16 protein-coding genes are annotated in these 20,214 nt (G+C 41.5%); 7 read left to right on the forward strand and 9 right to left on the reverse strand.

The window, feature by feature from the left end:
* Nucleotides 1-55 precede the first annotated feature (55 nt).
* Nucleotides 56-208, forward strand: coding sequence for a hypothetical protein (locus tag VIM89_RS17080; RefSeq protein ID WP_488157391.1), 153 nt, complete (start codon nucleotides 56-58; stop codon nucleotides 206-208).
* Between the two features lie 36 nt (nucleotides 209-244).
* On the opposite strand, the gene VIM89_RS17085 is transcribed toward VIM89_RS17080, so the two are convergent.
* Nucleotides 245-1,342: a mandelate racemase/muconate lactonizing enzyme family protein gene (locus VIM89_RS17085; protein WP_488157406.1), complete on the reverse strand. Its 1,098-nt coding sequence runs from the start codon at nucleotides 1,340-1,342 to the stop codon at nucleotides 245-247.
* Nucleotides 1,343-1,428: 86 nt separating this feature from the next.
* Entirely contained in the window at nucleotides 1,429-1,860 is a 432-nt protein-coding gene (locus tag VIM89_RS17090) for a DUF1801 domain-containing protein (protein ID WP_488157392.1), read from the reverse strand.
* A gap of 218 nt (nucleotides 1,861-2,078) precedes the next feature.
* On the opposite strand from VIM89_RS17090, the gene VIM89_RS17095 reads away from it, so the two are divergent.
* The 4 genes from VIM89_RS17095 to VIM89_RS17110 all read left to right on the forward strand — a co-directional run bounded on the left by VIM89_RS17095 (nucleotide 2,079) and on the right by VIM89_RS17110 (nucleotide 6,352).
* Nucleotides 2,079-2,783, forward strand: coding sequence for a DUF4290 domain-containing protein (locus VIM89_RS17095; RefSeq protein ID WP_488157393.1), 705 nt, complete (start codon nucleotides 2,079-2,081; stop codon nucleotides 2,781-2,783).
* A 135-nt stretch (nucleotides 2,784-2,918) separates the two neighbouring features.
* Complete coding sequence (gene murA / locus VIM89_RS17100) at nucleotides 2,919-4,226, forward strand: UDP-N-acetylglucosamine 1-carboxyvinyltransferase (RefSeq protein WP_488157394.1); 1,308 nt, start codon at nucleotides 2,919-2,921, stop codon at nucleotides 4,224-4,226.
* A gap of 142 nt (nucleotides 4,227-4,368) precedes the next feature.
* Nucleotides 4,369-5,910: an ArnT family glycosyltransferase gene (locus VIM89_RS17105; protein WP_488157395.1), complete on the forward strand. Its 1,542-nt coding sequence runs from the start codon at nucleotides 4,369-4,371 to the stop codon at nucleotides 5,908-5,910.
* A gap of 70 nt (nucleotides 5,911-5,980) precedes the next feature.
* Nucleotides 5,981-6,352 carry a DMT family protein gene (locus tag VIM89_RS17110; RefSeq protein WP_488157396.1) on the forward strand — a complete coding sequence of 124 codons (372 nt, stop codon included), beginning with the start codon at nucleotides 5,981-5,983 and terminating at the stop codon, nucleotides 6,350-6,352.
* Between the two features lie 165 nt (nucleotides 6,353-6,517).
* Here the strand turns inward: VIM89_RS17110 and VIM89_RS17115 are convergent, their stop codons facing one another.
* The 7 genes from VIM89_RS17115 to VIM89_RS17145 form a co-directional block, all read right to left on the reverse strand.
* A complete protein-coding gene (locus tag VIM89_RS17115; RefSeq protein WP_488157397.1) occupies nucleotides 6,518-7,876 on the reverse strand; it encodes a pyridoxal-phosphate dependent enzyme in 1,359 nt (452 codons plus the stop codon).
* An 86-nt stretch (nucleotides 7,877-7,962) separates the two neighbouring features.
* Nucleotides 7,963-8,817 (reverse strand): AMP nucleosidase, encoded by an 855-nt coding sequence (locus VIM89_RS17120; RefSeq protein ID WP_488157398.1) that lies wholly within the window; start codon nucleotides 8,815-8,817, stop codon nucleotides 7,963-7,965.
* Nucleotides 8,818-9,027: 210 nt separating this feature from the next.
* Nucleotides 9,028-10,266 (reverse strand): ATP-dependent Clp protease ATP-binding subunit ClpX, encoded by a 1,239-nt coding sequence (clpX, locus tag VIM89_RS17125; protein ID WP_488157399.1) that lies wholly within the window; start codon nucleotides 10,264-10,266, stop codon nucleotides 9,028-9,030.
* 100 nt (nucleotides 10,267-10,366) lie between these two features.
* On the reverse strand, nucleotides 10,367-11,095 hold the full coding sequence (locus VIM89_RS17130; RefSeq protein ID WP_488157400.1) for an ATP-dependent Clp protease proteolytic subunit: 729 nt from the start codon (nucleotides 11,093-11,095) through the stop codon (nucleotides 10,367-10,369).
* Nucleotides 11,096-11,253: 158 nt separating this feature from the next.
* The gene (tig, locus tag VIM89_RS17135) at nucleotides 11,254-12,600 is read right to left on the reverse strand and encodes a trigger factor (RefSeq protein ID WP_488157401.1); all 1,347 of its coding nucleotides are present in this window, start codon (nucleotides 12,598-12,600) and stop codon (nucleotides 11,254-11,256) included.
* Nucleotides 12,601-13,191: 591 nt separating this feature from the next.
* A complete protein-coding gene (locus VIM89_RS17140) occupies nucleotides 13,192-13,914 on the reverse strand; it encodes a head GIN domain-containing protein (protein WP_488157402.1) in 723 nt (240 codons plus the stop codon).
* Between the two features lie 122 nt (nucleotides 13,915-14,036).
* Nucleotides 14,037-14,657, reverse strand: coding sequence for a GIN domain-containing protein (locus tag VIM89_RS17145; protein WP_488157403.1), 621 nt, complete (start codon nucleotides 14,655-14,657; stop codon nucleotides 14,037-14,039).
* Between the two features lie 520 nt (nucleotides 14,658-15,177).
* Here VIM89_RS17145 and VIM89_RS17150 point away from each other — a divergent pair.
* Complete coding sequence (locus VIM89_RS17150) at nucleotides 15,178-18,315, forward strand: SusC/RagA family TonB-linked outer membrane protein (protein WP_488157404.1); 3,138 nt, start codon at nucleotides 15,178-15,180, stop codon at nucleotides 18,313-18,315.
* A 32-nt stretch (nucleotides 18,316-18,347) separates the two neighbouring features.
* The gene (locus VIM89_RS17155) at nucleotides 18,348-19,922 is read left to right on the forward strand and encodes a SusD/RagB family nutrient-binding outer membrane lipoprotein (RefSeq protein WP_488157405.1); all 1,575 of its coding nucleotides are present in this window, start codon (nucleotides 18,348-18,350) and stop codon (nucleotides 19,920-19,922) included.
* Nucleotides 19,923-20,214: the final 292 nt, after the last annotated feature.

The raw sequence follows: 20,214 nt of genomic DNA on the forward strand, positions 1-20,214 counted from the left end.
AACAGGCATGGCCATTAAATTATTATAAGAATAAATTAACTTAAAATTTAATATCATGCCTACTAAAGAAAAATCATCATCGAAATCTGCGGCATCAAGAGAGATGCGCAGCGGTAAATCTTCAGAAGAAAGAAGCAACGCGGCAAAAGAGTTGGCCCACGGCAACAAAGGGAAAAGCCACGGTAACAACACCAACAAAAGCCACTAACAACATAAAGGCCGGTACTAGATACCGGCCTTTATGTTAAATGGTAAAATGTTCGCAGGATGAAAGAAAGGCCTCATCCGCATCAGCGCCAATGCCCGGCGCATCATCGATATTCAGAAAATAGCCATCATACTTTACGCCACCGACGCATGGATCGACCAAATGCCCCAGCATGCAGGTGTCCATATCATAGAATTTGATATTCGGGCTGGCATATACAAAGTGCAACTTTGCACTCAGTGCAATTCGGCTCTCCAGCATCCCTCCCATCATACATGGAATACCTTTTTCAGTTGCAAGGTCATGTATCTTTTTAGCTTCATTAATTCCTCCTGATTTAGAAAATTTGATATTGATATAGCTGCAGGAATCACTTTCTATCTGCTTCCGGGCGTCATGGTGATTATAAACGCTTTCATCGGCCATTATTTTAACTGGTGACAGTTTTTTCAATTCAGGCAAACGGTCATCATACCAGGTACGCATCGGCTGTTCGCAAAACTCGATGTCGTATTTACTAATGCTTTGCAAAGCATAAACTGCATCATCAAAGCCCCAGCCCTGGTTAGCATCTACCCTGATCTTCATTTCACTCCCTACCGCCTCACGAATCTGCTTGATTCTCTCCACATCACTTTTAGCATCTTTCCCGAGTTTAACTTTCAATATCGTCGCTCCGGATTGTTTAAACTCAATTGCTTTTTGTGCCATCTCCGCAGGCTCAGCTATTCCAATAGTGATATCGCTTTCAATTTTGCGTTTAGCTCCTCCTAAAAACTTGTATAATGGCAAACCTGCATTTTTTGCAGCGATATCATACAAGGCAATATCAAATGCACTTTTTATGGTGCTATTGCCTGCTGTAAAGTCGTGCAGTTGCTGCAAACATGCTGGAATATCTAAAGCATTCTTACCTTTCCATAGCCGGGCAAATTCCTTGGCCATTACCAGACAAGTGTCCTGCGTTTCGCCAACGATCATCGGGAAGGCTGAACATTCGCCTACACCATAAAAACCCGCATCGGTGTGCACGCGGATAAACACATTCTGGGCATGGGTCATGGTGCCGGTGGCAATGGTAAAAGGCACCATCGGTATACTAAACCTGTAAATATCGGTATGGGTTATTTTGATCGCTTTCAATATTGTAGAATAAGCTGTACCGCAATATTAATGACTAATGCCCAATCATAGATGGCCAACCCGCAAATAATTTGGTTTCAATTTTCACTTGTAGCTTTAACCCCATATCGTATTGCTGCTTCAAGTACATCAATATTTATATCCTTTAGATTTTTGAACTTAATGCAATACCCGGTCACGCTAGCCTTGCCCAGCTCTTTTCCGTAGGTTTGGGCTAAATAGGTCTTATCCTTGATGCCGAGGACATAGACCGAGATTCCGGTTGTGTTTGCACTCAAACCGATTTGAAAAAACTCCCTGGTTGTTCCGTCAGCATATTTTATGGTGTAAGATCCATAACCTATGTTGGGGTTACTAACAGTTTTGCCCTCGCCGTTTTTACCATCCCCGAACCATAATTTACAACCCGGTAATGTTTTAAGTATGTGCTCATGCAAAGTTTGCATATCACTACGTTTCGGTTCAGGTTGACTGGCAATATAGTTTTTGATTTGTTCTTGTACGTCCATATTATGGGTTGTTTGCTTTGCCTTTTAAATTTCGCTTTATTTTTAGTCATACGCTAATTTCAAACTGAAACATTCCCAATAATTTGTACTTTATGCGAATTGCGTTATCTTTGTTCTACTTCCACAAAAATTTCAACTTTAGCCGCCCGGGCTGTTTATCTTCAAGGGACCTGCGCTAATTTTATTTTAATTGCTAATTTTTATTAAACTCATTTTATATGGCTATTCAAGAAACGCCGCAATTTGACTATAACTCTACCAGGAGTAAACTGATATTATCCGAGTATGGCCGCAATGTGCAAAACATGGTGAAGTACATTGTCGCTCTGCCAACCAAAGAAGAACGTAACCGTTACGCCCAGGTAGTAATCGACCTGATGGGATTTCTGAATCCTCACCTGCGCGATGTTGCCGACTTTAAACACAAGCTTTGGGACCATCTGCACATCATCTCCGACTTCAAGATCGATGTGGATTCCCCTTATCCTAAGCCAGCCCCAGATGCAATTCATTTTAAGCCGGAGCCATTGAAATATCCGCATCAACGCATCAGGTCTAAGCACTATGGCAAAACCATCGAGCTGATGATCGAAAAGGCTAAGTCTATTGAAGAGCCTGAACGCAGGCAACACATGGTGCAGGCCATTGCCAACTTTATGAAGATGGCCTATGTGCAATGGAACAAGGATTCGGTTGCTGATGAGATCATCCTTGCTGATTTAAGAGCTATGTCTGGCGGTGAACTGAAACTGGAAGAGAATGTAAACCTGGCTAAGGTCGAATTCCGCACGAATACCAACCAGAATACTAGTCGTGGACGTTCTAACAACAATAATCAGAACAAAAACCGCAACAACAATCAGCGTAATAATAACCAAAACAACCGCAACCGTAACAACGGCGGCGGTGGCCGGAAATACTAAGCAGCAAATGGCTTATTGTTGATAGTTCATAGCTGAGGATGCGTTATTTTTTTATAATATTTGCAAAGCAACAACAGCTAATTGCTGTTTGAGTAGTGTGGCTATGAACTACGAACCACCAACTATAAACTAACTATGAATAACGCATTTGAAATAATTGGCGGCAAGCCATTAAAGGGCGAAATTATACCTCAGGGGGCCAAAAACGAGGCGCTTCAGATACTTTCGGCGGTCCTGTTGACCAGTGAAAAGATAACGATCAGCAACATTCCGGATATAAAGGATGTGAACAAGCTGATCGAGTTACTGGGCGACATGGGCGTTATGGTAAACCGACTCGGGCCTGATACTTATTCTTTTGAGGCAAAAAATATAGATCTTAACTTTTTTGAGTCAGACGCTTTTAAAACCAAAGGCGGTGGTCTGCGTGGTTCGATCATGATCGTAGGTCCGCTGCTGGCGCGTTTTGGCAAAGCGTCAATCCCAAAACCAGGTGGAGATAAGATTGGTCGTCGTAGACTGGACACACACTTTTTAGGTTTTGAAAAGTTAGGCGCTAAATTCAATTACAATCCTGATACCGGCTTTTTCAATGTAGACGCCTCTGACCTGAAAGGCACTTATATTCTACTGGATGAAGCTTCCGTAACCGGTACAGCTAACATCGTGATGGCTGCTGTTCTTGCTAAAGGAACTACCACGATTTACAATGCAGCCTGTGAGCCCTATTTGCAGCAACTATGCAAAATGCTTAACCGCATGGGCGCAAAGATCAGTGGTATTGGCTCCAATCTGCTCACCATCGAAGGTGTGACCGAATTGCACGGCACTGAGCACCGTATGCTGCCCGATATGATTGAGATTGGTTCTTTCATCGGTTTGGCTGCTATGACAGGTTCTGAGATCACCATAAAAGATGTGCATTATGATGAGTTGGGCATTATTCCCGATACGTTCAAACGTTTAGGAATTCAAATGGAGCGCCGCGGCGATGACATTTATATTCCGGCTCAAAAGCATTATGAGATAGAGACTTTTATAGACGGTTCCATCATGACTATTGCTGATGCACCATGGCCGGGTTTCACTCCAGATCTGCTGAGCATTGTACTAGTAGTTGCCATACAAGCCAAAGGCTCTGTATTGATCCATCAAAAGATGTTCGAAAGCCGCTTATTCTTTGTGGATAAGCTATTAGATATGGGCGCGCAAATTATCCTTTGCGACCCGCACCGGGCTACTGTGATCGGCTTGGATAACCAGGTAAAACTGAGAGGCATTTCCATGACCTCACCTGATATACGCGCAGGAGTTGCTCTGTTGATCGCTGCTCTTTCAGCACAAGGCAAATCAACCATTTACAATATCGAACAGATAGAGCGCGGGTATCAGCATATTGATGATCGCTTAAGGGCGCTTGGTGCAGATATAAAGAGGATCTGAGCTGAGGTAAAAGGATAAAGGTTAAAGGCAAAAGGTTGGTTTAATAAGCTAACCTTTTGTTTTATAAGTCCTTTCAAAACCTTTAGCCTTTCCCCTTTTACCTTTAAGCTAAAAAATTTATCTTTATCAAAACCATTTACTCTTGCACAGCTATAAAAATAACAGGTCTAAGTACTCTTACTTCCTACTGATTTTTGTTGCTATTAAGGTTGGATTGAACCTGCTGGCTATCTCCCGTTTTGGCTTTCAACGGGATGAGCTATTGCACCTGACTTTAGGCGATCACCTGGATTGGGGGTTTAAAGAAGTACCTCCATTTATAGCAGTACTTGCTAAAATCACCACAACTGTATTTGGTGATTCTGTTTTTGCTGCAAGGATATTCAGCACCATATTCAGCGGATTGATCATCTGGTTTACCGGGCAGATCGTGATTGAGTTGGGCGGTAAGAAGTTTGCCATCACGCTCGCCTGCCTGGCATTGATATTTTCTCCTGCATTTGCAGCGAGTGGCTACCTGTTTCAACCGGTAGTGTTTGACCAACTATGGTGGGTGCTGGCAGTATACCTGCTAATCCGGTATATGAATACATCATTGCCTGTTTACATGTACCTGTTAGGTGTTATAATAGGCGTTGGTTTATTGACGAAGTACACAATGGCTTTTTTCGCCATAGCACTGATAGTCGGACTATTATTTACTAAACAGCGAAAGGTATTGTGGAATAAGCATGTGTTATTTTCGGCAGTTATTGCTTTACTCATATTCCTGCCCAATATCATCTGGCAGATGACCCATCATTTGCCTGTGGTTACCCATATGAAAACCCTGCGTTCCGAACAGTTGGATTATATCAAACCAACTGATTTTATTAAGCAGGAGTTACTGGTTAACGGCATCGCATTGTTTATTTGGTTGTTAGGACTTGGTTTTCTATTTATATCCTCAAAATTACGCAGGTTTCAGTTTTTGGCTTTTGCTTTTGTATTGGTCTTCATTTTTCTGTTATGGATGAAAGGCAAAGAATACTATCTTTTTGGAGCTTATCCAATGTTGTTTGCCGCCGGTGCCTATGGCTTTGAACGCTGGACCAAGGCACGGGCTTATGCCCTGCGAACCGTTATGGTTCTGTTTTTCACTTTGCCCAATTTATTACTTTTCCCGCTGGTATTACCGATACTTCCGCTGGAACAAACAATGGCTGCGTATAAGTTTCTGCACATTATGCCTAAATGGGAAGATCAGAAAGAACATTATTTAAGCCAGGATTATGCCGACATGCTTGGATGGGACGAGATTACTGACAAGGTTGCAAAAGCCTATAACAGTCTTACACCCGAGCAGAAAAAACACACCCAGATCTATGCAGATAACTATGGCGAAGCCGGGGCAATACATCACTTAGGTAAAAAATATAACCTACCCGATGTTGCCAGCCTCAACAGTAGCTTTACCCTTTGGGCTCCGGATAGTTTAAACGCCCGCTATATTATTTATGTGGATGACAGTGGCGGTAAAAATATTCAAAAGTTTAAACCTTTTATGGACAGCTACACCAAAATTGGCGAAGTAGAATTCCCATATGCCCGTGAAAAAGGAACCGGAATATATTTGCTCGTGAATCCTAAGCCGGAAGTGAACGAGGTTTATATGAAGGAACTGGCACAGAAAAGATTGGAATAATGCTTTGATGTGCAAATGTGAGGATATGCAGATGTGCAGATTAAATAACTATTTTTGATACAATCGACCTATGCGCGGACTAAAGACCATCATTTTCCTCTTCATCTCTAATACTTTTATGACTTTTGCCTGGTACGGGCACCTGAAATTTAAAGAATACTCCTGGGGTAAAAACCTGGGGCTGGTTTCCATTATCCTAATCAGCTGGGGGCTGGCTTTTTTTGAGTATGTATTCCAGGTACCGGCCAACCGGGCTGGCTCGCGGGAGACAGGCGGACCATTCAGCCTGGTTCAGCTTAAAACCATACAGGAAGCTGTTACATTAACTGTTTTTATGATATTTACGCTGATCTTCTTTAAAACAGAAAAATTAGCATGGAATCATTTATTAGGCTTCTGCCTGATCGTGTTGGCGGTGTTTGTGATATTTAAGAAATGGTAGTAAACAATAAAAATATGTGTCATTTCGAGGCGCAAGGCGGACTGTGCGGCCACGCAACGAAGCAATCGCATGCTATACAGAGCGAAGATGCATAGTCCGCGATTGCTTCACTCACATCAAACGCACATACCTTTCGGCTCGTTCGCAATGACATGTGGGAGAGGCTTATGCCGAAATCGCATTAATAATATCGTACTGTGTAATGATCTCTATATTACCCTGATCCTCCACCAAAACGGCTATATTGTCTTTGTGGATCATAGCTGAAATACGATCGATCGAAGTATTTAAGTCAACAAATGGAAATGGTGCCGTGGTGATGGTCTGTACAGGATACGATTTCAGCGCAGGGTTTTCGAGCAATGCATCCAGTATGTCGCTTTCGGTTATTTTGCCAATCACCATGCCTTTTTGTGTAACAGGTATTTGTGAAATATTGAGCGATTTAATTACATTGATGGCCTCTAGTATACTCTTTTCGCAATCAATAGTAATGATCTCCTGTCTTTCTTTCTTTTTAATGATGTCCTTTGCTGTGAGTTTTTCATCTTTTAAAAATCCGCGTTCGCGCAGCCAGTCTTCGTTGTACATTTTGGCCATGTAGCGTGAGCCGTGGTCAGGGAATATGATCACAACCACGTCGCCTTCTTTAAACATATGTTTTACTTGTAGCACGCCTGCTACAGCCGAACCGGTAGAGTTACCAGCGAAGATGCCTTCTTTTAGTGCTACTTCGCGGGTCATCAGAGCCGCATCTTTATCGGTTACTTTTTCGAAATGGTCGATCAGGCTGAAATCAACGTTCTTTGGCAGGAAGTCCTCGCCTATACCTTCGGTGATATATGGGTAGATCTCATCTTTGTCAAAAATCCCGGTTTCCTTGTATTTTTTGAATACTGAACCGTAGGTATCAATCCCTATAACTTTTATGTTCGGGTTCTTTTCTTTCAGGTATTTAGCTATACCTGAGATAGTTCCTCCAGTCCCCACTCCTGCTACTAAGTGCGTAATTTTTCCTTCAGTCTGATCCCAAATTTCCGGGGCGGTCTGCTCATAATGCGCTTGTGAGTTGGACAAGTTATCATACTGATTGGGCTTCCATGAATTAGGCACTTCACGCTCTAAACGAGATGAAACAGAGTAGTATGAACGTGGATCTTCCGGATCAACATTGGTTGGGCACACGATTACTTCTGCACCAAAAGCGCGTAGTGCGTCAAACTTTTCCTTTGATTGCTTATCTGTACTAGTAAAAATACATTTATACCCTTTGATTACTGCTGCAATAGCCAGGCCCATTCCGGTATTGCCGGATGTCCCTTCGATGATCGTTCCGCCTGGTTTAAGTAAGCCATTCCTTTCGGCATCCTCAATCATTTTCAGTGCCATGCGGTCCTTGATCGAGTTACCGGGGTTGAAGGTTTCCAGTTTGGCCAGGACAGTCGCTGGAATATCCTTTGTAATTGTATTTAACCTGACCATAGGTGTATTACCGATGGTTTCCAATATATTGTTGTGCCACATAATTCAAAGTTAGTTGATTAAGTTGATTGGGTTAAGTGGTTGATTAAGTTTTTAATTAGCCACTTAATCAAATCAATCAACTGATATTAAAACTTCAAATGCTTTACTGTTAATCCATTGTTGATCAACTGCTTTAATGACTCAATACCGATATGCAGGTGCGTTTCCACATATTGCTCAGTAACTGACGAGTCGCTTTCTGCGGTCTTTACACCTTCCGGGATCATCGGCTGATCGGATACCAGTAACAAAGCTCCGGTTGGTATTTTATTAGCGAAACCAGTGGTAAATATGGTGGCCGTTTCCATATCAACTGCCATAGCCCGTAAGGTTTTCAGATACTTCTTAAATTCCTTATCATGCTCCCAAACGCGGCGGTTAGTGGTGTAGCAGGTTCCTGTCCAATAATCGCGGCCAAAGTCGCGTATGGTGGTTGAAATCGCTTTTTGTAGGGCGAATGATGGAAGTGCCGGTACTTCAGGCGGCAGGTAATCGTTTGATGTTCCTTCGCCTCTTATTGCGGCAATTGGAAGGATCAGATCGCCTACGTTATTCTTTTTCTTTAAGCCACCGCATTTTCCCAGGAATATCACGGCTTTGGGCTTGATCGCCGTAAGCAGGTCCATAATAGTAGCGGCGACTGAACTGCCCATTCCGAAATTAATAATAGTAATGCCGTTTGCTGATACGCTTTGCATCGGCTTATCCAGACCGACGATCGGTGCATTTTCGTTCCATTCAGAAAACAACTGCAGGTATTTAGAGAAATTGGTCAGAATGATGTATCCGCCAAAATCTGCTAGCGGGCGACCGGTATACCTCGGCAACCAGTTCACCACAATGGCTTCCTTTGTTTTAAGACCCGGTTTTATAGGAGTTTGTATTTTGCTTATTTCTTTGGGATCAAGCTCGTCTTTCTTTATTTCTTTTTCTTCGTTCATAGGGATAATCGTCTTTAGGTTTGTCATGCTGAGGAACGAAGCATCTTCTGCGACTTGCTTCTTGATTATGTATTTCGAAGAAGATCCTTCGCTGTCGCTCAGGATGACAATTTATGAATTGTAGAATTGTTATCATACAACAAACCCCGGCGTTTCACCAGGGTTCGTGTTTTGATATGACAAATATAAGTTTTTAAACTTATCGTGCTGTTAAGCTACTTTTAATTTTTTGAGATCAGATTTTTCGAATTTTTCATGCGCATAATCCAACGTAACATTTAAACGTTTAACATCCTTCTTGGAAGGGAATTCAAACATGGCATCAATCATGATCGCTTCGCAGATAGAACGCAGACCACGGGCACCCAATTTAAACTCCATTGCCTTATCGACAATAAAATCAAGCACTTCCTCATCAAACTCCAACTTAACACCTTCATACTCGAACAGTTTTTTATACTGTTTCAGCAGAGAGTTTTTAGGCTCGGTAAGGATATTGTGTAAGGCATCCCTGTCTAATGGATTCAGGTATGTCAGCACCGGCAAACGACCTATTAACTCTGGTATCAATCCGAAAGACTTCAGGTCAGCCGGAGTGATATACTTATACAAGTTTTTCAAGTCTATCTCACCTTCGTGATGAGCCAGTTTATAACCAACAGTTTGTGTACGCAGCCTGTTAGCTATTTTCTTTTCAATACCATCAAAAGCGCCGCCACAAATAAACAAGATATTATTAGTGTTCACGGTTATCATCTTTTGATCAGGATGCTTACGGCCACCTTGAGGTGGTACGTTCACCATAGTACCTTCCAGAATTTTTAACAGTGCCTGTTGCACACCTTCGCCGGATACATCGCGGGTTATAGATGCATTATCGCTTTTTCGCGCAATTTTATCAACCTCATCAATGTAAACGATACCTTTTTCGGCAGCGGTTACATCGTAATCAGCGGCTTGAAGCAAACGCGTTAGAATACTCTCCACGTCCTCTCCTACATAGCCTGCTTCCGTTAATACAGTTGCATCGCAAATACAGAAAGGAACGTTTAATATTTTGGCCAGCGTTTTCGCGAGTAAGGTTTTACCCGTACCGGTTTCGCCCACCATGATGATGTTCGATTTCTCGATCTCTACCTCATCCTTTTCTATGCGTTGATTTAATCGCTTGTAGTGATTGTAAACAGCTACTGAAAGTATCTTTTTAGCATCATCCTGACCGATCACGTATTGATCGAGGTGAACTTTGATCTCAGATGGCTTTAATAATGCAGGCAAAGACGGCGATGTTTTAACCTTGCGCACTTTCAATTCTTCAGCCAATATTTCATTGGCCTGGTTCACACATTTATCGCAAATGTGTGCATCCAGCCCGGCTATAAGCATGAGCGAATCCTGCTTACCGGCACCACAAAACGAACATCTAATCTCTTTGCTGTTCTTATTCATTATTAGTCTAGCTAACCAAATTTAGCAAATTAATGCAATAAATGCAACGCTTTTGGTTATTCGTTTATTATTTAATACGTTATAATCAGGCAGTTGTTTATTATTTCTTGCCCTTTGTACCACGTAATATCTCGTCAACCATACCAAATTCTACTGCTTCTTCAGCAATCATCCAGTGGTCGCGGTCTGATGCGTCCCAAACTTTTTGGAATGGCGCACCGCTGTGATCAGCTATGATCTGGTACAATTCTTTTTTCAATTTAGTGATCTCGTGGTAGCTAATTTCGATATCCGATTGTTGGCCTTGTGCGCCACCTGATGGCTGGTGGATCATCACCCTTGAGTGTGGTAAAGCAGCTCTTTTACCTTGTGTACCTGCGCACAATAATACAGCAGCCATTGAAGCAGCCATACCTGTACAGATTGTAGCGACGTCATTAGAAATAAACTGCATGGTATCATAAATGCCTAAACCAGCATATACTGAACCACCTGGCGAGTTGATATAAATCTGGATATCGCGTTTGCTATCTGCTGACTGCAAAAACAGCAATTGTGCCTGTATTATGTTGGCAATGCTATCATAAATAGCATCTCCCAGGAAAATGATACGGTCCATCATCAAACGCGAGAACACGTCCATTTGGGCCACATTCAATTGACGTTCCTCTATAATATAAGGCGTCATACCAGAAGGGACAGTTGTCATGCCTGTTGGCATTGCGTTTCTGTCGACACTGGCAATAAATTTATCTACATATAAACTATTGATACGATGATGTTTTACAGCGTATTTTCTGAATTCATTCTTATCGATATTGCTACTCATGATTTTGTTTCCTTGTTTTTATTTGCGTTAAATATAGTTTTTAGTTGAATATAAATATTGATATAAAGTTTGGTAAAAGTAAAAATAAGATGACTATAAAAAACGAAAGCAACCCATTAAGAGCTGCTTTGGTTTTAGTACGATATGTTGTTTAGACTTTATTCTACAGAGCTAAAGTCTTTTGCGTCAACTTCTTTTTTATCAAGGGTAACTACACTTTTCATGTAATCTAATGCTTTCACGGCTTTTACTTCTTCGAAAATCTTGTTGGCCTCATCCCTGTTCTGTAAATACTGAACGGTATATTGGCCTAACTGCTCTTCGCTTAAAGCCTGCGGGCTGTACATTCTGAACTGAGCATCTAAACGTTGCTTAGCTAATGCGAACACTTCTTCGTATTTGATCTCGATCTTGTTATCCTTAATTATCTTGTTTTCCAACAAGGTCCATTTCAGATTTTTAGCGAAATCTTCGTAACCGCCTGTTAATTCTTCTTCAGTCAGTTTTTCGTTAGTAGCTTTTAACCAGCGTTTCAGAAATTCATCAGGCAGTTGGAAAGTTGCTTTATCGATAGCCAGTTTATACAGATCGTTTTGCAATTTGCGCTCAGCATCCTGTGCAAACATGGTTTCAACTTCTTCAGTAATTTTTGTTCTGAATTCTTCTTCAGTAGTTACTGTACCTTCACCAAATAATTTATCAAAGAACTCCTGGTTCAGATCGCTTTCCTCTAAACGGTTAACATTCTTAACAGTTAGGCGGAAATTTGACTTTAACTCTGCAGCTGTTTCATCGTCTACCTTTAAGATAGCGGCAATGCGGGTTGCATCATTGTTATAAGCTTTCTGGATATCCAGTGTTACTTCATCTCCTTTTTTTAGACCGATCAGTGATTTTTTAACTTTTTCGTCCTGTACCTGGTCTAAACGAACTGATGTAGTATTGCTAACACCTCCATCAAAAACAGAACCATCCGGAGAAAGCTGCACCAATTCGGCATAAAGCACATCACCATCTGCCGATACGTCAGGGTTTGTCATTTTGCCATAGCTTTTGCGGATATTTTTGATGCGTGCCTCCAAAGTTTCTTTATCAGCTTTGATTACGTATTGGGTCACTTTATCTTTTGATGAAAAATCAACCTCAAATGCTGGTGCTAAACCTACTTCGTAGTTGAATTCAAAATCGTCAGCAAAATCCCAGTTGTATTGTTTGCTGTCATCCATTTTTGGTAGTGGCTGACCTAATACTTCCAGTTGCTGTTCGTTGATATAATTATTCAGGGTATCAGAGAGCAGGTTATTTACTTCGTCAACCAAAATGCTTTTACCATACATTTTTTTGATATGCGCCGCCGGCACCATACCCGGACGGAATCCTGGGATTTTTGCTTTTTTCGCATGATCTTTTATCGCTTTGTCAACTCTGGCCTGGTAATCTTCAGGCTTGATATTGATGGTTACAACCGCATTCAGGCTGTCGATTTTTTCCTGTGAGATGTTCATCTTGTTATTTCTTTTTTTACTAGAATCCTGTGTCAGTCATGCCATTATCAAATAGCATGCCCTTTGATTTGGGAGTGCAAAGGTATGAATTATTTTATAAAATTAAGTCAAAAAGACACCTCTAATCAAGGCGAACCTGTTAAAATTAGCCCCACAAAGGAGGCTCCTATGGAGCCCAATAATTAAATTTACTAATGCTATAAACAGGCGACCCCGATGGGCAATGTCATTAAGTTAAGGAAATATCGTTTCAATTATAGCTTCGTGTGGACTCACCCGAAGGCGCTACGCTGTTCTGCCCTCTCTTTTGCAAGCAAAAAAGAGGGCAAAAAAATAAAAAAGCCCCTCTTTACGAAGTAGAGAGGGTGGTCGAGCGAAGCAATGACCGGGTGAGTCGACTGTGCGCCATGCTTAACTTAACGACATTGCCCGATGGGGTCTACATCATCAATCATAAAAAGGGCTCCATAGGAGCTTCCTGTTTATAGAAAAGACATAGAAAATTTTAGGGCTCCATAGGAGCCACCCAAAATTGAACAAACAAAGAAGCCACGCATACGCGAGGCTCCTTAAATCTATCATACAAACTAATTAATCGATCTTGGTTACGCTTGCAGCACCGGTCTTACTAGTATTTACATTGGTTGGATTACCCCGATATTTAATATCTGCAGCTCCGGTGGTATTTACATTAAGATCTTTCAATACATTAATTGTGCATTCACTTGCACCCGTTGTTTCGATATCGTAGCTGCCGACAACAAAATCGCCTGCCCTTACTTTACCACTGCCGGCAAATTCAATTTTGTGCGAGGTAGCCTGTCCTCTCAGGGTCATATCGGTTGATCCGCTGCCTTCTGTAAACAAATTGGCAGCGTTCAGATCCATATCTAATCTACTGGCCCCGTTTAGTTCCAGGTGAAGGTCTTGAGTATTCAGCTTACCATCAGTAACCAAATTAATCCCACCTGAGGTCTTTATCATGTCCAGGTTTTTAACGCCTATATTCAGAACGATCTCTCCGCTTCCGCATATATTTTTCTTGGAATAAATGCGCAGTTTATCACCATTCGAGCTGGTATGGATATATTTCATCAGGTTATCGTCTGCTGTAACAGATACAGTCATGCTGCTGTCCTGTTTCAGATGGATCTTAAACCCTCCGGAGATATCGAGCTTGGTAAAGTTATCTACTTTGTGATTTTCAGTTATCTGATGTCCCGAGCCTTTAACACATCCAAATCTGCATGATGACAGAACGGATAATGACAAGGCGGCAACACCTAATATAACGGTTGAATATAGCTTTTTCATAGTATTGTTTTTTAAGGATTGGACTTATCAGATTCAGATTCGGTTACATCAAAAATAAAAAAAGCCGTTCGATTTACAAGAACGGCTCTCTGAATATATGGTGAACTTTTGCAAAAGTAGGATTAAAGTACTGCGATATCTTCGTTGGTATTGCTATACAATCCGTCAACTGTTTTTGTAATGTGTTCAGCAGCAAAGTTGGTGCTGTTTACTGTAGCTGAATGATCGTATTTTAAGTTACATTCTTTTACGTTACCGTTTAAGTCGGCTTTAGCGCGGTTGTTTAAAGTGATGTCTGCGCTGTAACCATCCAGGTCAAGTTTTGCATAAGCGTTGTCGTGTAAGGTAACGTTCATTTCTATTGGAGACAGTTTACCGAATGATTTAACTTCTGCATTGTCATAAGCTGAGATTGCAGTTAATTGAGCTGCAGTAACCCAAACTACCAGTTTCTGATCAGCAAAAGATGAGATGCGTAATACACCGTTCTGGCTTTGTACCAAAGCGCTTTCTGAATAGTAGCGGTTGTATACTTTTACCTGGTCGGCTGAACCGTCTGATACGAATACTTCAACGTTTCCGCGAACTTCGATTTTGTTGATCTTGCTTACGTTAGTTAACACGGTGCTAACTTCGCTGTTATTGTTTGCAGCGGCGCTGTCTTTTACTGCTGCGATGGTTGTGTTGCTTACTCCTAATACTATTGCTGCGATAGCTACGAAGGATAAAATTTTAGTTTTCATTGTTGTAATTTGTCTTTTAATGGTAATGAAGCTATCTCGAGCAATTGTCTGTTTTTTTGTAGCTCTCGATGGTTTCATGATATTTAATACTTTGATTGTCAATTTGTTTGTTTCTAAATACACCCATAAGACGATGCCCAAAAAGAAACGTTACAGCCAAAACCCGACTATTAGATGTATGGCCCTATTTTCCCGGTGAACGGCTGAAAAGTGTCGGTGAAAATTCTCGTGGGATGGCTCGAAGAGGTGGGTTGCGAGGCGGATTGGCGCTTATCTATATCAAATAAGTTACACCAAAAAAGCATTTTGTATAAATCTTTACCTTAATTGTATAAATTTAGATATTGTAATTCCCTTTAAATTAGCTAATAAAGCTATCTATCCCTAATTAATTAAAGCTTACCGATAATAAACCCAAGAGTTTCTTTCCCCTGCAAGAATCTCTATACAACATAATAAGTGGTGTGTAATCGCGCCATTACGTTCTTTAACCAACCATATTCCACCTTAATCTCAAACTATGAAACAAAATCTTTACTACCACAAATTTCATCTTCCTGTTAAAGTCTTTCTGTTAAAGACTGCAATTATTCTATTAACAGCCTGTGCCGCTTTTGCACAAACAACAATTAAAGGAACGGTAACAGATGCCACAACCAAAGAGAAAATCCCCGGGGTTACAGTAAAAGTGAAGGGGGCCAGTACTGTGGCTGCAACTGACGTGAATGGCAATTATTCTATTTCCGTACCTGCGTCGGCCACATTGGTATTCTCCTATATTGGTTACAAGGCCCAGGAGATTGCTGTTGCCAATCAAACTACGATCAATATTCAATTAGCTCAGGAAGCCGGTCAGTTGAAAGATGTAGTGATTACTGCGTTAAATCAATCCAAAGAGAAACGTGCTGTTGGCTATTCTGTAAGTGAAGTAAAAGGCGCTTCGCTTACGGAAGCCCGCGAAAATACTTTTGTAAACAGCCTGGAAGGCCGTGTGGCGGGTGTGAGTGTAAGCGGAGTTTCTACCGGTCCGAATGGCGCATCCAATGTGGTTATACGTGGTATCACTAACATGACAGGCAATAATCAGCCGTTATATGTGGTAAATGGCATCCCGTTGATCAATAACAACTATAATACAACTGATGTGGGAGGAGGCTACGGTGGCAAAGATGGCGGTGATGGTATTGGCGACATCAACCCTGACGATATTGAATCCATTTCGATATTAAAGGGAGCGTCGGCTACTGCATTGTATGGCTATCGCGGTGCAAACGGCGTAATACTAATCACTACCAAAAAAGGTAAAAGTGGAGACGGACTGGGTGTAGAAATAAACTCCAACTTTGTAAGGGAAGATGTTATTGATGAAACTGATTTTCAAACAGTCTATGGCCAGGGGTCTAACGGTGCCAAACCCGTTAGTGCTGCGGACGCTTTAGGGTCGATGGAATCGAGTTGGGGCGCCAAAATGGACGGCTCATTAGTCCCTCAATTTGACGGCGTTTCCAGACCTTATTCTGCAGTCGCAAAAGGAAACCTTGGAAGGTTTTACAGGCCTGGGGGTAATTTTACCAATACCGTGTCATTTAGCAAGGGATTTGGCGACGACGGCTCCACGCGCTTTTCTGTGAGTGATCTAAATGATGAAAGTTATGTTCCGAACGCCGGCTTGAAACGCCTTACTTTCAATCAGACAACCAATCTTAAATTGGGGAAGAATTTAACACTCGACTTGTATTCACAATATGTGACAGAATATACCAAGAATGCGCCGAATGTTTCTGACGCTGTGGGTAATTTAAATTGGGGGCCGGTATTTTTACCACCCAATATAAACATCAAAACCTTAGCCGGTCCTAACGGTAATGGAACAATAGCCGGTGATAGCGGCGTGGAATTAAACCCATTTGCCGACCCATACACCACTAACCCTTATTTCGCGGCCTACGAATTACAGGGAGCTATTCACCGTAATCGATTTACAGGTTCTGCAAATCTTAAATATACTACTGACAACGGCTATTTTGTAGGCTTGCAGGTTGCCGATGACTATAGCAATGACCGAAATACAAATATTGAGCCCGCAGGAACAGGCTATGTAATTGATGAAGGTTTTCTTGGGGATATGTCTGATCAGAATGTTAAGCAAACTGAACTAAATATCGATTTAACAACCGGGAAAAAATTTAAGCTGAATAAAGATTTTTCCCTTAATCTATTATTAGGCGCAAATTATAGAAAATCCACACAGGAGTTCTTAAATACCGGCGGCTTTAATTTCGCGATCCCTTTCTTATATACTGTTGGCAATCTTGAGAATCCTCAGGAAAGTCATCTCATAAATAATGAAGAATATCAATCCTTATATGGCAGTGCCGATTTTAGTTACAAAAGTTTCTTGTATTTAACCGTGACCGGCCGTAATGACTGGTATTCAACATTATCGCCCGGAAAGATAGATTATTTATATCCTTCAGTTAGCGGTTCATTTGTGTTCTCCGAATTATTACACATCCCACAGATGGATCTGGGTAAGTTGCGCTTAAGTTATGCCAATGTAGGCGGTGCGGCGGACAGTCCGTATCAAACCTTGCAGACCTACGGAATCCAAGGCACATTCAACAGTCCTGATGGAGGCGTATATCCGGTTGGCTCGGCAGGTAACGGCACAGTACCTAACAGTGGTTTACTGCCGTCATCGCGCAGAGAGGTTGAAATAGGAACTGAAATGGATTTCTTTAAAAACAGGCTAAGGTTTGATTTAGCGGTTTATCAGAAAAAGGTTATTGACGACATTGTACCTGTAACAATTGATTATACTTCGGGTTATACATCAGCCCTGCTTAACGTAGGTACCCTGAAATATAATGGCATTGAACTTGACCTGGGAGGCACGCCACTTAAGACCAGTAAATTTTCGTGGGATGTTGACCTGAACGCCACTTATTTAAAAGGTAAGGTATTGTCATTAGGCGATCAGCAGCAAATAACCCTTGGCTCCGAAGCTCAGGATTGGGGATCACTGTCTTATACTCAACAAATTGTAGGCAAAGAGCCAGCGCAAATAATAGCGTTCGATCCTGCACGCGATAGTAAAGGAAACATAATTATCGATCCGGAATTAGGCGCTCCGAACCCCAGTGATGCAACACCCAAATCTTTTGGTTCCGGAGAAAATCCATGGGCCGCAGGTATCAATAACACATTCAGGTACGAGCACTTTAGATTAGGATTCCTGATAGATGGAAAATTCGGAGGAAAAATATTTTCCAATACTAATATCATCGCCTATCAGCAAGGGCTTTCCAAACTGACCTTACCTGGCAGGGACAAACTGTACGGAACCGATCAGCAAAACGCTCAGCAATATTATAATGACTGGGCATTTGCAGACCAGGGACAATTTGTGTACAGTGCCAGCTTCATTAAACTAAGGCAGCTTATAATTGGGTATGATTTTCCGGCCAAAATGTTTAACAATAAGATTCGTGGCATTAGTTTAAGTTTTGTATGCCACAATGTAGCCACGTTTATGAAACATACACCAAATGTTGACCCTGAATCAAGCTATTCTGCTTCGATATATACATTAGGGCTTGAGGCGCCAGCTGTTCCTTATTCCAGGACTTTCGGCCTTAATCTCAACGTAAAATTATAAGCTAACAGGTGCGAACACTAAAAATTAAGAAAATGAAATTCAAATCGATATATCTAATAGCCATTGCAGTTGTTCTTTTTGCTGCTGCATCCTGTAAAAAAGAACTGGCAAACGTAAATACAAACCCCAACCAGATCACTGCAGATAAATATGACCCTAATCTTTTGCTAACTACTGTGCAACTGATGTATAGCGGGCCGCTTGATTTTGGTGGCAGCCAATGGGAAACAAAATGGGGAGGAGTTGCATGCTTTATACAGCACACAGCATCAACCAATACAGGCTTCTACTACGGTGATAAATATTTAAATAGTATAGGCCTAATGGGCGAGATGTTCCAGGACTCTTATACTTCTGATGTACAGCCTGTAATTGAACTTTATATGCTTTCGGCAAATAAGCCTCAATATAGGAACCTCCATCAGATGTCCAGGATAATGAAAGCCATGATATTTGAACAAATAACAGATCTTTACGGCGATATACCCTACACCCAGGCTGGATTGGGATATTATAACCGAATTTATACGCCCGTTTACGATAAGCAACAAGATATTTATACTGACCTGTTGAAAGAGGTATCTCAGGCCACTGATAGCCTATCAGAGACCGGGGACAAACCAACAGGAGATATATTGTATTCTCAGACCGGTGATCAGATTGCTCAATGGAAAAAATTTGGCAACTCTCTTTTGCTTCGCATGGCTATGCGTTTAACAAAAGTTGACCCTGCTACTGCCCAGACTTATGTCAAAAAAATAATATCAGATAACAATACCATGTCAAGCAATGACGATAACGCTATTGTTCAGCATCAGGATGGCCTTCAACTCACTGCAAACAGGGACGCTATTGAAATTTTTGGCGGTGACAGCACCGATTTTCACTTATCCAAAACCTTTATTGATAACATGAAAACCAATAGCGACCCTCGATTGCCTGTTATGGCCTGGATATATTCGACTCAGGACAGCGATCCTACTCACCAATTGGGGATGCCAAATGGATATATCGTCGGCGGTAATAATCCGACAGTGGATATTACTAAGCTTGACACATCGCTATACAATCCAACCTTAGGTATTCGTGGTTATTCAACAATAAGTGGCAACATTCTGAATACTGGTGCACCGGATTTAATTTTGACTTATTCCGAAACTGAGTTTTTATTAGCTGATGCAATTAAGCGCTGGGGATTGGCCAGCCCTATTTCTGCCCAGGCACATTATGAAAATGGAGTTATAGCAGCTATAACCCAATTATCCGCATATGGGGATGCAGCCGCTATCAGCTCAGATGATGCGCAAACCTACCTGGACGCTAATCCGTACCAGGATGCCACAGCACTCGCTCAGATTAATACGCAATACTGGCTTTGTACACTTATGGACGAATATGAAGCCTACGCCAACTGGCGGCGTTCGGGAGATTTACCTGTATTAAAGCCTGTAAATTATCCGGGCAATGTAACCGGCGGCACGATACCGCGCAGATTGAATTATCCTCAAAATCAAAAAATAACTAATGGTACAAATTATAATGCTGCTGTAGCACGCTTAACAGGCGGTGATAAAATCACAAGTCGTGTTTGGTGGGATGTGCAGTGAGGTTTAGTTGATTAGTTAATTAGAGATTAATTGAAGAGGTTGTAAACGTTATCATTTACAGCCTCTTTTTTTTATTAATTGACTGTTTCATATGGGTAATATTCTACGTAATATCGTATAATAACCTTTAACCCAAAATATGAAAAGTAAAACTGTCTTGTCCTGAAATAGGTTTACACAAAGTAAACAAAGATGAAAGGACAAAAGACAGCAAAAGAGCGTTTGCCAGCTCAGATTTTTAATGAGGCATTTAAGCGAAAAGTGTGCGATGAATATTTGCGTACAGGTGTTA

Source organism: Mucilaginibacter sp. (genome assembly GCF_036568825.1).
Lineage (GTDB): Bacteria > Bacteroidota > Bacteroidia > Sphingobacteriales > Sphingobacteriaceae > Mucilaginibacter.